General features: G+C 40.8%; 11 protein-coding genes. 7 read left to right on the forward strand and 4 right to left on the reverse strand.

Features of this window, described 5'->3' with window-relative positions:
• Positions 1-8: 8 nt before the first annotated feature.
• Positions 9-2,171 carry a TonB-dependent siderophore receptor gene (locus R2Q66_RS20415; RefSeq protein ID WP_316752624.1) on the reverse strand — a complete coding sequence of 721 codons (2,163 nt, stop codon included), beginning with the start codon at positions 2,169-2,171 and terminating at the stop codon, positions 9-11.
• Positions 2,172-2,344: 173 nt separating this feature from the next.
• Positions 2,345-3,316: a cyclase family protein gene (locus R2Q66_RS20420; protein ID WP_316752625.1), complete on the reverse strand. Its 972-nt coding sequence runs from the start codon at positions 3,314-3,316 to the stop codon at positions 2,345-2,347.
• 224 nt (positions 3,317-3,540) lie between these two features.
• On the opposite strand from R2Q66_RS20420, the gene R2Q66_RS20425 reads away from it, so the two are divergent.
• Complete coding sequence (locus R2Q66_RS20425; RefSeq protein ID WP_316752628.1) at positions 3,541-3,774, forward strand: hypothetical protein; 234 nt, start codon at positions 3,541-3,543, stop codon at positions 3,772-3,774.
• Between the two features lie 52 nt (positions 3,775-3,826).
• On the opposite strand, the gene R2Q66_RS20430 is transcribed toward R2Q66_RS20425, so the two are convergent.
• Positions 3,827-4,213 (reverse strand): cupin domain-containing protein, encoded by a 387-nt coding sequence (locus R2Q66_RS20430; RefSeq protein WP_316752630.1) that lies wholly within the window; start codon positions 4,211-4,213, stop codon positions 3,827-3,829.
• A 249-nt stretch (positions 4,214-4,462) separates the two neighbouring features.
• Here R2Q66_RS20430 and R2Q66_RS20435 point away from each other — a divergent pair, with 249 nt between their 5' ends.
• Together R2Q66_RS20435 and R2Q66_RS20440 are read left to right on the forward strand one after the other, a co-directional pair.
• On the forward strand, positions 4,463-5,893 hold the full coding sequence (locus tag R2Q66_RS20435) for a Gfo/Idh/MocA family oxidoreductase (protein ID WP_316752633.1): 1,431 nt from the start codon (positions 4,463-4,465) through the stop codon (positions 5,891-5,893).
• A gap of 285 nt (positions 5,894-6,178) precedes the next feature.
• On the forward strand, positions 6,179-7,321 hold the full coding sequence (locus tag R2Q66_RS20440) for an acyltransferase (RefSeq protein WP_316752634.1): 1,143 nt from the start codon (positions 6,179-6,181) through the stop codon (positions 7,319-7,321).
• Positions 7,322-7,412: 91 nt separating this feature from the next.
• Here the strand turns inward: R2Q66_RS20440 and bla are convergent, their stop codons facing one another.
• Positions 7,413-8,312, reverse strand: coding sequence for a class A beta-lactamase, subclass A2 (gene bla, locus R2Q66_RS20445; protein ID WP_316752637.1), 900 nt, complete (start codon positions 8,310-8,312; stop codon positions 7,413-7,415).
• Between the two features lie 274 nt (positions 8,313-8,586).
• Here bla and R2Q66_RS20450 point away from each other — a divergent pair, with 274 nt between their 5' ends.
• From R2Q66_RS20450 to R2Q66_RS20465, 4 genes are all read left to right on the forward strand, one after another.
• The gene (locus R2Q66_RS20450) at positions 8,587-9,132 is read left to right on the forward strand and encodes a hypothetical protein (protein WP_316752639.1); all 546 of its coding nucleotides are present in this window, start codon (positions 8,587-8,589) and stop codon (positions 9,130-9,132) included.
• A 185-nt stretch (positions 9,133-9,317) separates the two neighbouring features.
• Positions 9,318-10,349 carry a hypothetical protein gene (locus R2Q66_RS20455; protein ID WP_316752641.1) on the forward strand — a complete coding sequence of 344 codons (1,032 nt, stop codon included), beginning with the start codon at positions 9,318-9,320 and terminating at the stop codon, positions 10,347-10,349.
• Positions 10,350-10,438: 89 nt separating this feature from the next.
• Positions 10,439-11,818, forward strand: coding sequence for a serine hydrolase (locus tag R2Q66_RS20460; RefSeq protein ID WP_316752643.1), 1,380 nt, complete (start codon positions 10,439-10,441; stop codon positions 11,816-11,818).
• 149 nt (positions 11,819-11,967) lie between these two features.
• Positions 11,968-14,679 (forward strand): GH116 family glycosyl-hydrolase, encoded by a 2,712-nt coding sequence (locus R2Q66_RS20465; RefSeq protein WP_316752645.1) that lies wholly within the window; start codon positions 11,968-11,970, stop codon positions 14,677-14,679.
• Positions 14,680-14,706 lie beyond the last annotated feature (27 nt).

A 14,706-nucleotide genomic window follows, 5' to 3' on the forward strand; every position in this document is an offset into this window, starting at 1 on the left:
ATAGTTACTTAAAGATTAACACTAAATGATAGTCTGGCATTAACAGGAGCCTGTTGTACCCAATAGTACATGTCTCCGGTTTTATTTCTCCATGCCGTGGAGTAGATTTTTGAATTCAACACATTGTTGACCAGTAAATTGATGTTATATTTTTGGTTACTCCAACCTAGTCCGGTGTCTAATCTGAATATATCATTCAGTTTATCAGGCGTAGTGTTTGGGATACGTTCTGTTCTGCCCATTAGTAATTGGTATCCAAGTGATACGGTAAATCCTTCTAGTTTTTCTATCGGTAGTAAATAGTTTACCCAGGTATTTTGAATGTGTTTCACGCGGTTAGGTGTCGCCATGCCGATATTTGCCGGATGTAAATCATCTTTGATAATTTTCGAATCGGTATAAGCATAATTGAAAATCACATTGGCGCCTTTTGCAATCCGCCCTTTTAAATCGAATTCTATGCCTTTCGACTGGCTTTCTCCCGTTTGATATAATAGGTTTGAGGTTGGATCAGCTGTGATCAATCTGTTCCTATAGATATTATACAGCGATAAGGTGGTATTCCAGCCTCCATTCGCCCAGTCTTTTTTAGCGCCAACTTCATAGCTTTTTCCTTTTAAAGGTTTAAGCATTTTTCCATCCGCGGAGATACCTGCCTGTGGAAGGAAAGTCTGGTCGTATAAAAAGTATAAAGAGGAGCTGTTGCTCAGGGAATAGTTAATACCGAGACGGGGTGTTAATGCCCAATCTTTGGATTGACTTTGTTGACCATAATCATTGGTCTTGCCATCAGATGCGGTTAAGCGTAATCCAAGGGAAATAAGTAATTTTTCATCTAACAAGGATATTTCATCCATGGCGTATAAAGAGATGTAATTTAGGGTTCTATGGATCTTATTGGCTGTAGCAGATACATTGTTTTCTGATTCGAAATTCCCGCCAATTCCATTATTTAAGATCACATCGGAATAGACCGGATTGGAGATACTTAGCGGATAAATGGTAGTTGCAGTTGCCCAGGTATCCCAGCTTCTTGATGATTTTCTGTTTACATCAATCCCTGCAATAAACTGGTGACCGATATTTCCGGTTTTGAAAGCGCCATTCAGGTAAGCCTGTGTCGAAAAAACGTTGTATTTGTTGGAATCGTAAATCAGATTTCTATCCAATATATCTTTATCTGTTGGATTGGCACCATAGACCCAGAATAAGCTACCATCATAGCCGCTATTTACATAGGCTAATTTAGCGGTTACCTGCCAGTCCTGCTTAAATTTATGCTGGAAGGTAAGAAATGCATTGTGATCTTTCCCGATGAAAGGTCTGGTGCCCGGGTCTGTCAGGGTAAAATCCCGGGGTAGGGTACCGTAACCATAGGGAGAGCTTTGTGCTTCACTTAACATCTTGTAATTCAGGTGTTGGAAAATGTATTCCCCGGTTAAGGAGGTATTCTCGTTAAATTTGTATTTTAAGGAAGGAGCAAAGAGGAATTTACTGCTGCGATCGTGCTTTAAGAAGCCTTTTGCACCCATTCCCATTACATTGAAACGATATTGAAGCTTGTTGCTCTTATCTAACTGACCGTCCAGATCTACAGCAGCACGAAGCATATTGAAACTGCCCAATAGTATATCTGCAGTTTGTCTGGTTCTACCCGTAGGCTTTTTAGTCACGATATTATAAGAACCGGAAGGATCACTCATGGCATGCATAAAATTACTTGGGCCTTTTAGAAATTCCACATTTTCAATGATCGCAACATCATCGGCCAATGGGCCTTTACCCAATGGTCGCATATCTACACCATTTCGCTGCGGACTAATATACCCGCCACGGGAATAAATATCCGGAGATATTCCATTATGGAGCTCTTCCCGTAAGGTGCCGCTAACATTCCGGGTTACGCTCTCGTTAAGGTTGTAAACACCTTGATCTCTAAGTATCTCGGAACTTAGAATTTGAATATTCTGGGGTAATTTTAATAAGGGGGTGGTTAAGCGCAACATATCAGACAATTGCGATGACTTGTATCTTTTAAAATACTTAGAAAAGATAGAAATCTCATCTAAGCTCAGATTTTTTAAACTGTCTGGCTGTTTCTTTTGTGCATTAGCTGAAAATGAAATGCTTAAAACTATCGCCAGGCTAATACTCAGCCTTTTTCTCCCCATGTTTTGTTGGTCTTTTTTATTTATTACAAATAAGAAAGAAAGAGATTAGGGCGAGATAAGAGCTGTATTAAGGTCTGATGAGAAAAGGACTCAAACTGCGGAGGATAATCTAAAAACCTCCTGTGAAATCTGAGTTTCGCAGGAGGCTTTAACAGTTACAAAGTGTTTTTTAGTTAACGGATGGCTACGGGATTAATGTTTACCTGTGTAGAGCCTCTGTATAGCGGTTGACCTAACACGAACAGAAATTCCCAGGCTTTGTCTTGCACTAGCGCTCTACTGTCTATCAATTCCAGATTATAGATGCCACGTTTAGCCAGCATATATTGATTAATAGGGAATTCTTCATCGCTTTTCGGGTTTGGATAAACCTCTGAAGCCCAGGTGTCGCCACCAAAAGCAACGATACCCTGATCAGCAAGCCATTGCGCTGCTTCCATGCCGATGCCTGGTTCCATTTCCAGAAATTGCTTGTTGTCTTTTCCGATGAGTTCCAGCCAGCCGGTGTTAAACAGCACTACATCGCCTTTCCTAATCGTTATGCCTTGTTTTTTAAGCACCGTCTGGATATCGGTAACGGTAAATTCTGTGCCACCTGGCACGATAGCCTTTACGTAATGTGCGGTCATATCCAATACCAAACCACGGGTCACAATTGGCGGCACCTTCTCTATACCCAACCTGGTTACGCCTTCAACAGTCACAAAATCTACCGCCTTGTTGCCATTATAGTAGATATTGTCGATACCGATATGTCCGATACCATTCAGCTGAGTTCCTACACCTGTCCAGCCGTTCACCAGTTCGTCATTGAAGCTAAACTTATTTGGCCCCATAGTCTTTCCAGCTTGTTCGCCAGGCTGAATATTATACAGATTGAAACTACGGTGACGGAAAGCCGGCAGGTTTTTGTCTACAGGAACCGCAAGGGGGTAGGTCTTCCCGGTTTTTACCAGTTTAACAGCTTGCAACACCATTTCTGGACTCAGCAAATTAGCCGCACCAATTTCGTCGGTCGCACCATAAGCGGAAGGATACCAGTTGGTTGGAGTTGAAGGCTTTTGAATTTGTGCATATAAGGGGATTGTACTCGCTAATAGTAATATCCCCGCTAGTCCCATTGTTTTTAATTTTTTGTATTCCATTTTGTCGTTTTTATAGGATCAGATCATCAAATGATTGATCTTTTTTGAATTTTACAGGGGCAAAGCTAGCCTGCTTTTATTCATTATAAAAATAACCTGAATCATAGGCTTGTATCATAATTATGATGTCAAGGCTGATTGGAATTATTGTCTGATAGACATCGTATTCATTCTATTCTGTGTAAATATCTTGATTTTTAGCTGGATAAATCGTAAATTAGTAGATGAGCGCATGGATTAAAATACTTGAAAAAGATTTTCCTGATACCATCCTGGAGATAGCTGCGACTCCTTATAATATATATTCCATTATAGTCTCAGCTGATACTGATTTGCCAAAATTTGTTGGTGTTCTGGAGGATATGTTAGCCGATTATTTCTCAGCTGAAGACTCCATCTCAGTTTATGTCTCCAAAATTGGGGAGGATAGGGAATTGCTTATTGAAATAAATGTATAAAGGAAGTCTGATCAGTTAACATTAGACTTTCTTTATACATTCAAACCCTGAATTATTCCTTGGTTTTTGCGGTTTTCAGTTCTGTTACAATTAGTTTAACCGGGCTGTCGCCTAGATTTCTACCCATATGGGTTGTGGCCATCATATACATTGCGTCTCCGGCTTTAAATTCGGCAATAACCGGTGCTTTCCCTTTATCAGTAATCTCCAGTTTTCCATCTGTTACCGCATAGATGATGTGATCTGGGTGACTGTGCCACGGCACAGTATCATTGGGTGCTATTTCAACTTGCATTACCCGTACCTGATCATTTTCCAGGAGTACTTTTTTATATGCATTAGGAGCCACTTTCATTGGGTCTTGTGCACGCACATTTGCACTTAAGGTCAGAAATAACCCCAAAAGCAAAGACATTGAAATCATTTTAATCGTTTTCATTTTGTTTTGGATTTAAATGGACAAATTCGGCGTGTACTAAGATGGTTATTGAAAACAATTGGCAATCATAAAGGTTTCATAGACCTTCTCAGCGTGTTAAAAACGACAATACCTCAAAAAGCTCAGATTTTTTCTTTTTCCATGAGGATAACAGCAATTATTTTAATTTTAAACTTACCTTTCGGTAGAGAAGGGAAATTAAGCTAGAGAACACCATAAACCAAATATAAACCTGAACCATTATTTTAGATGAGAACCACTCAATTTTCAAGACGACACTTTTTAAAGCAAACCATGATGATCTCTGCTGCAGCAACACTTGCCCCCGGCATGTTGATGGCGATGAGCAAGGGAGATATTAAATTCGCAGGCCCTAATGAACGCGTAAATTTAGCCTGTATAGGCATCGGAAACAGAGGAGGGGAGATTATCCTCGATCTGTATAAAACAGGCCTTGTTAATATTGTTGCCCTTTGCGATGTGGATATGGGAGCAGCACATACCCTGGCCATATTGAAACAGTTTCCTGATGTACCCCGCTTTCAGGATTTCCGCAAGATGCTGGATAAAATGGATAACCAGATCGATGCAGTCACTGTTGGTGTACCTGATTTTTCCCATTTCCCAATTACCATGATGGCTATGGGCTTAGGAAAGCATGTCTATGTAGAGAAACCGATGGCCCGTACTTTTAATGAAGTAGAGCTGATGATGAAAGCCGCAAAGAAACACCCTAAAGTAGTTACTCAAATGGGTAATCAGGGACATTCTGAGGCTAACTATTTCCAGTTTAAGGCCTGGAAAGACGCTGGGATTATTAAGGATGTAACCTCAATCACCGCTCATATGAATTCCCCAAGGCGTTGGCATGGATGGGATACCAATATCAAATCTTTCCCGGCTGCGGAAGAAATGCCAACTAGTCTGGATTGGGATATCTGGCAAATGGCTACAAAAGGGCACAGCTATAATAAGGACTTCGTGAACGGACAATGGCGTTGCTGGTTCGACTTCGGCATGGGCGCTCTTGGCGATTGGGGCGCACACATCCTGGATACTTCCCATGAGTTTCTTGATCTGGGCTTACCTTATCAGATTAATCCCGTTTTAGATGGTCATAACGATTTCTTCTTTCCAACATCGTCTACATTAACCTTTAAATTCCCTAAGCGAGGCAATATGCCGGCATTGGATGTGAACTGGTATGATGGGGTTAATAACCTGCCGCCAATCCCAAAAGGGTATGGTGTTTCTGGTTTAGATCCGAATATCCCTGCGCCAAGTACCGGAGTAATCGCACCGGCAAAATTAAACCCTGGAAAGATCATTTACAGCAAGGACCTTACTTTTAAAGGGGGATCCCATGGTAGCACCCTATCAATTATTCCAGGTGAAAAAGCGGAGGCTATGGCCAGTTCGCTTCCGGAAGTGCCAGTAAGTCCTTCAAACCACTTTAAGAATTTTCTGCTAGCCTGTAAAGGGGAAGAACAAACCAGATCGCCATTTGCAATAGCCGGACCGCTTAGTCAGGTATTCTGTCTGGGAGTCCTTGCTCAGAAGTTAAATACAAAGCTTGAATTTGACAGAGAAAGAAAAGTAGTTACGAACCATAAAATTGCGAATGCTTTGCTTATTGGTCCGCCAGCACGAAAAGGTTGGGAACAGTATTACAAAGTATAAATACAACTCCGCTTTTTACCGGCTGGATGCGTTTTTTCATTTGATAGATAAAAGACAGGAAAATAGGAACTGCCTAAGCTTCCTGTCTTTTGTCTATTACCTCACAGTACTGAACTTTTTGATTAAGTATTCTCGTTATTGTTCATTTTTTATAGATCTTTTGTCTACTTTGCGGTAACATTCAAACTAGCCGACACCACATATACCATTTTATACGAATTCGTAAAGGGGGAATAGCGTCTTTTTTTGATGGACCTCTTTTTAGAAATTTAATTAAATATATATATGGAAAAAAAAGTGCAGGGAGAGATGGGGTGGGTGAATTTATTGCGCGTAATTGCTTGTTTTTTAGTGGTTTTATCCCACAGTTGTGACCCTTTTGTCTCCCAGTTCGATTCGGACAAAGGAGCCTTCCTAACCGGTGTGTTTACAGGAAGTTTTGTCCGTTCATGTGTACCCTTATTTGTGATGATGTCTGGTGTTCTACTGCTGCCCATCAATATGAGCATGGCAGATTTCTACAAGAAAAGAATTGTCAGAATCCTGATTCCTCTTGCTTTCTGGTCACTGGTCTTACCAATACTATTCTTCGTTTATTTGAATTATATCAATCCAGATACCCAAAACAAAGCACTAAACCTGGCTAATCATACTGCAGAAGCAACTTTCAGTAGCCTGTATTTGTTCATCTTCAATTTTAGTTTCGCCACCATTCCATTGTGGTATATGTACATGCTGGTTGGTCTTTACCTGATCATGCCGGTGTTTAGCGGTTGGTTAAAGCAGGCATCCAAACAGGATATTCAGATTTTTCTGTGTGTATGGGGAATTGCTTTAGTATTGCCTTATCTAAAAATGCTGGCTCCGGTATTAGGTTATAAAGGAAACTATGGCAATATGGGCCTTTTTGGCGTCTGCGACTGGAATGATTACGGTACCTTTTACTATATCTCCGGATTTACCGGTTACTTAGTGTTGGCTTATTATTTAGTAACCTATCCATTGGACTGGAGTTGGAAGAAGATGCTTAGTATCACCATCCCAATGTTTTTAGTCGGATATTTCATCACTTCTTTCGGATTTATCGAAACTCAGAAACACTTCCCTGGTAATTATGCCAACCTTGAAATCGTATGGTATTTTGCTGGTATTAATGTCTTTATGATGACCTTCCCGGTATTTGTGATCGTTCAGAAAATGAATATTACCTCTACGGTAAGATTGTCGAAGCTGGCTTCTTTAACCTTTGGAATCTATCTGTGTCACTTCGTCTTTGTAGAAGTAGGTTATGATGTGATCGAGAAGATCGCCGGACCACTACCTGTATTGATTAAAATATTAGGAATCGCGTGTTTCACCTTTGGAATCAGTGCTTTACTAGTGCTGTTAATGAAGGCATTTAAGCCAACACGCCGTTTCATTATGTAAACAGCTTTTATACAAAAAGAGGGTTAAACCAACATCACGATCAATGTTGGTTTAACCTTCTTTTTTTGTCCACGAAATTACTTTAGCAGGATTATTTAGATTTTTGGTTAAAGTAGTCCCAAACCAGCTTGGAAATATCTGCAATAATCTTCTCATTCGTTGCCTCATTTTCTTTCGTATTGCATACAAAAACGGCAATCGCATAATGTTTTCCATTAGGTAGCCGTATAATCCCCATGTCGTTAATAGCCGAGGTAATTCCTTCTTTATTGGTATCCGAAGTACCCGTCTTATGTCCAACAACCGTTCCTTTCGGCAATTGTCCTTTAAGTCTGTTAACACCTGTGCTGGTCTCTACCATGGTAGTCCATAAGAAGTTGAAGCTCTCTTTTGATAACAGGTTCTTCGTGTAGAACTTCACTAAGAGATCTGTAATCGCTTTAGGTGTACTCCAATTGGAAAATTGAACATTCCATTCCTTATGCATTTCTTCCTCATTTGCCGCAATGGCAACGTCTTTAACGCCGAGGCTATGGATGTAATCGTTGATTGGTTTAGGGCCCCCAAGTAGCCTCATCAGGATATCACAGCCGTTATTGTCGCTTAGTGCAACCGTAACTTTAATGATTTCAGAAAGGGGTAAGTCCACTTCTCCATTCGGATGAGCGTCGCGGATTGGGCTCCAGGTATCCGGCAAAAGGTCACTTTTCTTAATATGGATTTTCTGCGATAAGCTAAACCGACCTTTATCCACCTGGTTTAAAACCGCCATAGCGATGTGAAATTTGAAAACACTTTGCATTGGGAAACGCTTGTCGCCATTAACACTAAGCGTATCCTTGTCTTCGATGCCATAGACGGAAACGCCTACATCGGCTTTCTTATGGGCGATAACTTGTTTTATTGCTGTTCTTAACTGTTTTTTCTGAGCCATCCCCTGGAAGGATACACAAAATAAGATCAGGCAGGAGAGGTATATTCTTTTGTTCATGATGGTTTTTAAAATTGTAACGCCGACAGGATTATAAATGTTGTGATCAATTTTCAAATGAGAAGCGCTATTTCTCTTTCGGCAAGATAAAAAATGAGTACAAAGATAAGGCAAATCCAACTGACTAGTATTACAGAATTTTCAAAGTCAGCTGAAATCAGGTTTACCTCTATAAGTTATCAGGTAATGAGCTGGATAGGTTTTTATCCGGGTTTCATACTTGTTATGGCTTGGTCTTTGCAATAACAGTGTCTAATCATATTAATACTATTTAATGAATAATTTTTCCTTTAAATCTCTTCCTAAACTAGCCATCATAGCAGCAACCACTGTGTTCTTTTCCTGTAATCTGAATACTTCACCTGATGATTTTTTTGGTAAAGCGGTACTAAATACGAATACCATCAGCGATTTCGGAACCGATAGATTGGCAAGGCATATCCAGCAGGCAGCGCTGGAGTTTGCCGATATGCCTTCCTCTAAGAAAAAAGGGGATGAGGCGCAAATCTTTATCAATAATAAGGTGCTATACATGGAAAAGGTACTGAAAGACGTTAATGAACTGCCTGAAAACGATGATACCAAAGAAGTCAAGGCCTTATCTTTAAGTGTCTTTGAATATGTGCTCCCTGTTTATAAAAATGAATATACCGCCTATGCAAAACTTTGCGATGCAAAAGGACCGGAAGATCAGAAACAAACCATCATTCAAAATATCGAACAAAAGTATGTTCCTAAATTTGAAGAGAAGTTTGCTTTATTGCTGGAAAAAGGAAAAGCATACGGTGAAAAGCATGATCTTAATGTAAAATGGGACTAACCAATATCAGCTGATATCTTTAAACTGATAGCAGAAACTGCAAATGAATATACTTTTCAAAGTGTTTTTATTTGCAGTTTTTTTTATGTCCTTTAAATAGTAAACCCAGCTGATTTATGGACATTTGTCCGCTGTAAACAGGTACATTTCAAACACCTTTGCCATCTGAATTTATCAATTTACAGATGGCAAAATTAAAGAATAATATCCTCGTAGTAGGCGGAAAAGGACTGGTTGGCAATAAGATTGTCGAACTGTTAAAAGAACGAAATCCAAAAGCAGCAGTTTTTATAGGAAGTCGTCATACGAATCCAAACTTATCAGATACCTTACAAATCAACGTAGACAATCCCAATTCTTTTACAGCAATTGCCGGGAAAAACATCCAGTTAATTGTGTTGTGTGCCAACGACAATTCGAACCACATCTTAAACTATTGTATCGAAAATGGCATCGATTATCTGGATATCACCAAACCAACACCGGATCTTGAAAAGGCTTTGCTTTTTACAGAAAATAGAACTATCAATAGCCAAATTGTATTCAGTTCCGGTTGGATGGGCGGATTGGTGAGCAGCCTGGCCCTCCTGATGGAACCTCATAAAGAGAAAATAAAAGCAGTAAAACTATTCGTTTACTACTCCGTAAATGACCTCGCAGGGGTAAGCTCGGCGCATTTTATGGCAGCGCATGTAGCCAAACCCTTTAAAGGGTATCTGGAAAACAAACTCGTATGGCTCAAACATTTCTTAAACTCAGAAAAGCACCATTACCCTTTTGGAATAGGACAGCGACAGTCCTATAATTTTGATACACCCGACTTATTTATCCTCCATAAAGCAGAAGGAATTCCTACGGTTCAGGTAAAAATGACCTATAATTCCGAGTTTGTTACCTGGTTGTTGGGCGCTTTTCAAAGTATTAGGTTATTCGATCTGCTGCCCTTATCGATGAGGAGGTTGATCTTTAGTGCCAATGGGAACGGAGATCAGACGCTTTTTGAGGTAATCGTAGATAATGGTCAGAAAACCAGCAGAGTCGCTGTTCAGGATACACTAGGACAGGCCCATCTGACTGCTTTCTGCACCGTATTACATATCGAAGCGATGTTCAAATCAGATCAAAAGGAAGGAGTATTCTTTAGTCACCAGTTACACCAACCGCTCGAATTTCTTAGCCTGCTCAGATCCTCAGCTAACATTACAGTCGAAATGTAATAGATGAGTTACTCCAGATAAACCTTTGTTTTTTTAAGACAAGGGTTTTTTGTTATATCTTTCCCGCTCATTAAGCGCCTGTTTGTATCATGAAATATTCAACCGTTTACGCAATGCTTTTGTTTATTTTCCTGGGAGGGATTGCCGGGTTTTGCTATTCCCAAAATTCAGGTAGACAAATTGGGAAGGACGGGTCAGACCACTATAAACTTGAAAATAATATTAGGCAATGGCAAAAGGAACTGAATATTCCGAATGTGGCTGTAGGTGTTATCGAAGATAATAAACTGGTTTTCGCGAAGGTCTATGGGAACACTGCGAAAGGCATACCTGCTCCAAAGAACTTGCTATTTGAAGTCGCTTCCTTAACAAAAGTTGTGTTTTCTACACTTGTGCTTAAACTGGTGCAGGAAGGTAAATGGGATTTGGATGAGCCAATTTTTTACTACTATACTGATCCTGAAGTTGCAATTGATCCCTATTCAAAAAAGCTAACTTCCAGACATGTATTAAGTCAGCAGTCTGGTTTTGACAATTGGAGGTGGATGAATCCAACAGGAAAGCTTGCTTTTAACTTCGAACCAGGTACTAAATTTAATTATTCCGGAGAGGGAATGGAATATCTTCGGATGGCGATAGAGAAAAAGTTCCAAAGATCAGTCGATCAGTTGGCAGATTCGGTATTGTTTAAACCGCTCCAAATGACAGATACCCAGCATGGCTGGGACGGGAAAAAGAGTTTTGAAAGATACAGCAGGATGTATGATGCTGATGGAAAAGAGATCTTGAAATCTGATTATTCTATCCAGGCGAGTGCTGCTGCTGGTTTAACCACTACAATTGAAGATCTTTCTAAATTTGGCATTGAAGTCTTAAAGGGCGCACATTTGTCTGAAAAACTTCAGGAAGAGCTACTAAAAACACAGGTTGATATCAACCCAAACCTGCAACAAGGTTTGGGCTGGAGGATAATTAATGGACTACCAAATCATGAATATGCACTTCAACATGCAGGAAATGATCCCGGAGTAGCAGCAATCATGGTGTTATTGCCGAATTCCAAACGTGGGATTGTGGTGTTAACCAATGGGGATAATGGATTAATCCTTTGTAATAATGTGGTCAGAGTTGCTTTTCCTGAAGGGACAGAAATCATTCATAAGGCCTATAAAAGCACCAGAATAGATGAGCAGGAGCCAATTGTTGAATTACCCGAAGAGGTTTTAAAATCATATGTCGGGAATTATAAAAGAGAGGATGGGGTGCCAGTATCGGTCACCCAAAAAGGTAAGGGTTTAGTTTTAAGGATGTCCGGGATTCCTGTTCTGAATTTATTACCGCAAAAAGAGGATAAGTTCTTCCTGATGGATTTAGACGCTAAGGTGTTTTTTACAAGGGATAGTCAGGGAAAGGTGACTGCTGTTTCCATTATGGATGGTGAAAATATAATCAAATGTATAAGAGATTAATCAGATATGGGGCAGGCCCCATTCATTTTACAATTCCTTCATAATGTTAAGCGAATTTGGCATTTGCCGGATTCTATCTCTTAAAGTATATATCTTCCTGTTGGTTCATTCTAATACAGAATTATTCATGAATCAACAGGAAATTGATTATGACTTCAAACAGAAGAGACTTTATAAAGCATGCAGGATTGCTCACAGCCGGACTTGCAGCCATCCAGTTCCCCGTATGGGCGAAAAGTGTTTTTGCAATGGATTATCCCATTCATAACATCCCGGTAGAGAAAAACTTAGATCCTCAATGGGTCAGTTCCCTCTATAACAGGGGCAAAGAAACTGCTTATTACAAAACTAAAAACGAACTTAAATACATTGGAATGCCTGTTGGAGGCCTTCATGCCGGAACCGTATATGTTGGTGGCGATGGTAGATTATGGCTCTGGCAGATCTACAATGAAACTTTTGAAGGTGCACAAGAAGGTATAGATCCCAAAACCGTAAACTGGAACGACGGTACAGAACTGAGAAAGATTCGGGTACGAGATGGTGCCGCCTATGTAGAACCTGCTATCGCCAATAATAAACGGGTTTTAGAGCAGGGATTCGCTATAAAAGTGGTCAGTAATGGCAAAACTTTTATCAAAGAACTGACGGAAGATCATTGGGATGAGGTTGTTTTTAAGCCAGCTTATCCGATGGCTACCATAAAGTATATCAGTAAGGATTTTCCTGTGGAAGTACAGTTAAAGGTTTATTCTCCCTTTATCCCCCTTGATGCACTGAATTCGGCTTTGCCAGGGACGATAATGCGCATAGAAGTAAAGAACACTACCGCTGCTCCAACCCAGGTTTCTGTATTAGGCTGGATGGAAAACGGAGCCAATAAGCTAACCGGAAAATCAAAAACGGGACAAAGGAAAAACGAGGTGTCCACCACTGAAAGCGCCGTTGGTATTTTGTTTTCATTTGAATCTCTAACTGATGAGCTGAAAAATGCACAGGATGCTGGAACCATGTGTTTTACCTTACATCAACCCAAAGGGATAGCCTATCCCGCTATTAGCCCATGGCCGGTTACAGATCAACATTTCAATGCCCCAGGCAGCAGTTCTGCGGTTAAGGATGCACCTGAGAAATTAGTAGGGGCTATTAAAGTTACCAAAACCATTGCACCGGGGAAATCAGCCAAAGCTGATTATTCGGTCACCTGGCATTTTAACAATGCCAACCAAAAACTCAAGAACATCGTAAAAGATGCGCAGAAGGGTTATCATTATGCTACCAGATTTAAGGATGCCGCTGCGGTATCAGCGTATCTACAGGATAATTTCGACAAGCTGACCAAAACTACGGAGTTATGGACCACTACCTGGAACGACTCCACACTGCCTCACTGGTTTCTGGAACGTACTTTTATTAATATTGATACGCTCGCAACCGCCAATACCTATCGATTTGCCGATGGTAGATTCTGGGGCTGGGAGGGAGTTGGCGCTTGTGCCGGCACCTGCACCCATGTTTGGCAATACGCACAATCGGTGGCCAGAATATTCCCTGAACTGGAACGCGATTTAAGACAGCGCGTAGATTTGGGAATCGGCTTTAAGGAGGATACAGGAGCCATCATATTCCGTGCAGAAAACGAAAGCAGACCAGCAATTGACGGTCAGGCAGGCACGGTACTCCGCTTTTACCGCGAACATCAGATGAGCGCCGATAATACTTTCCTGCAAACCAACTGGCCGGGAATTAAAAAGGCTACGCAATTTATGCTGGATCAGGATAAGAATGGGGATGGCATGACGGATACCCCCATGGAAAATACATTAGATGCGGTCTGGGAAGGCGAAATTGCCTGGATCGTGGGTCTTTGCATTGCCGGGGCAAGGGCTGCACAGGCAATGGCAGAGGAAATGAATGATATTGATTTTGCCAAAACCTGTGAAACCTATGTAGCGAATGGTCGTAAGAATATGGAAAAAGAGCTGTTTAATGGCGAATACTTTATCCACCGACCGGATAAGGAACAAGGCCGCAAACAATTGGGTTCTTACAATACCTGCCACATTGATCAGGTTTTTGGTCAGAGTTGGGCATTTCAAGTCGGCCTGCCAAGGGTGTTGAGTAAAGATAAAGCGGTTGCCGCATTAAAAGCTTTGTGGAAATATAACTACACCTCAGATGTGGGGCCATACATCAAAACCCACGTAGGCGGTAGACCGTACGCCTTATCTGGCGAAGGGGGAATGGTAATGAACACCAATCCCTATAACGAACCTAAACCTTTTGGAGAAAATGTAGGTTGGCAACTGGGTTATTTCCACGAATGTATGAGTGGTTTTGAGCATCAGGTAGCCGCACATATGATGGGAGAAGGGATGGTAGAAGAAAGTCTGATCCTTACCCGATCTATCCAGGATAGGTATCATGCAGCAAAAAGAAACCCATTTAATGAGATCGAGTGTAGTGATCATTATGCCAGAGCAATGGCCAGTTATGGTACTTTTATCAATGCTGGTGGCTTTGCCTATCATGGTCCTAAAGGCTATATGAGATTCTCACCGGCCTGGAATGCGGCTGATTTTAAAACTCCTTTTACCGCGGCCAAAGGCTGGGGAACTTACACACAGAAAAAATCAGGCACAAAACAGCTGCATACAATTAGTTTAAAATATGGAGAATTGCAGTTAATGGATCTGGCATTCACTAAAATAGGCGGAGGACCTGTAAAGTCGGTTTCCGTCATGCTGGGCGCTCAGAAGATCCCTGTGCAATTCAAACAGAATGGAGCTGAAATGACCATCCACAGCGACAAGATAATGAATGTTAAAATGAATGAAAGCTTAAAAATCACCTTTTCCTAAATAGAAGAAATTTCAATAGAAACACAG

This window comes from Pedobacter gandavensis, from assembly GCF_032677645.1.
In the GTDB taxonomy this organism is placed as follows: Bacteria; Bacteroidota; Bacteroidia; order Sphingobacteriales; family Sphingobacteriaceae; genus Pedobacter; species Pedobacter gandavensis_A.

What these genes read in the sequence shown, in the direction of transcription:
- R2Q66_RS20415 (WP_316752624.1), bottom strand. Translation starts at nt 2,171, where the DNA reads ATGGGGAGAAAAAGGCTGAGTATTAGCCTGGCGATAGTTTTAAGCATT.
- R2Q66_RS20420 (WP_316752625.1), bottom strand. Translation starts at nt 3,316, where the DNA reads ATGGAATACAAAAAATTAAAAACAATGGGACTAGCGGGGATATTACTA.
- R2Q66_RS20425 (WP_316752628.1), top strand. Translation starts at nt 3,541, where the DNA reads ATGAGCGCATGGATTAAAATACTTGAAAAAGATTTTCCTGATACCATC.
- R2Q66_RS20430 (WP_316752630.1), bottom strand. Translation starts at nt 4,213, where the DNA reads ATGAAAACGATTAAAATGATTTCAATGTCTTTGCTTTTGGGGTTATTT.
- R2Q66_RS20435 (WP_316752633.1), top strand. Translation starts at nt 4,463, where the DNA reads ATGAGAACCACTCAATTTTCAAGACGACACTTTTTAAAGCAAACCATG.
- R2Q66_RS20440 (WP_316752634.1), top strand. Translation starts at nt 6,179, where the DNA reads ATGGAAAAAAAAGTGCAGGGAGAGATGGGGTGGGTGAATTTATTGCGC.
- bla (WP_316752637.1), bottom strand. Translation starts at nt 8,312, where the DNA reads ATGAACAAAAGAATATACCTCTCCTGCCTGATCTTATTTTGTGTATCC.
- R2Q66_RS20450 (WP_316752639.1), top strand. Translation starts at nt 8,587, where the DNA reads ATGAATAATTTTTCCTTTAAATCTCTTCCTAAACTAGCCATCATAGCA.
- R2Q66_RS20455 (WP_316752641.1), top strand. Translation starts at nt 9,318, where the DNA reads ATGGCAAAATTAAAGAATAATATCCTCGTAGTAGGCGGAAAAGGACTG.
- R2Q66_RS20460 (WP_316752643.1), top strand. Translation starts at nt 10,439, where the DNA reads ATGAAATATTCAACCGTTTACGCAATGCTTTTGTTTATTTTCCTGGGA.
- R2Q66_RS20465 (WP_316752645.1), top strand. Translation starts at nt 11,968, where the DNA reads ATGACTTCAAACAGAAGAGACTTTATAAAGCATGCAGGATTGCTCACA.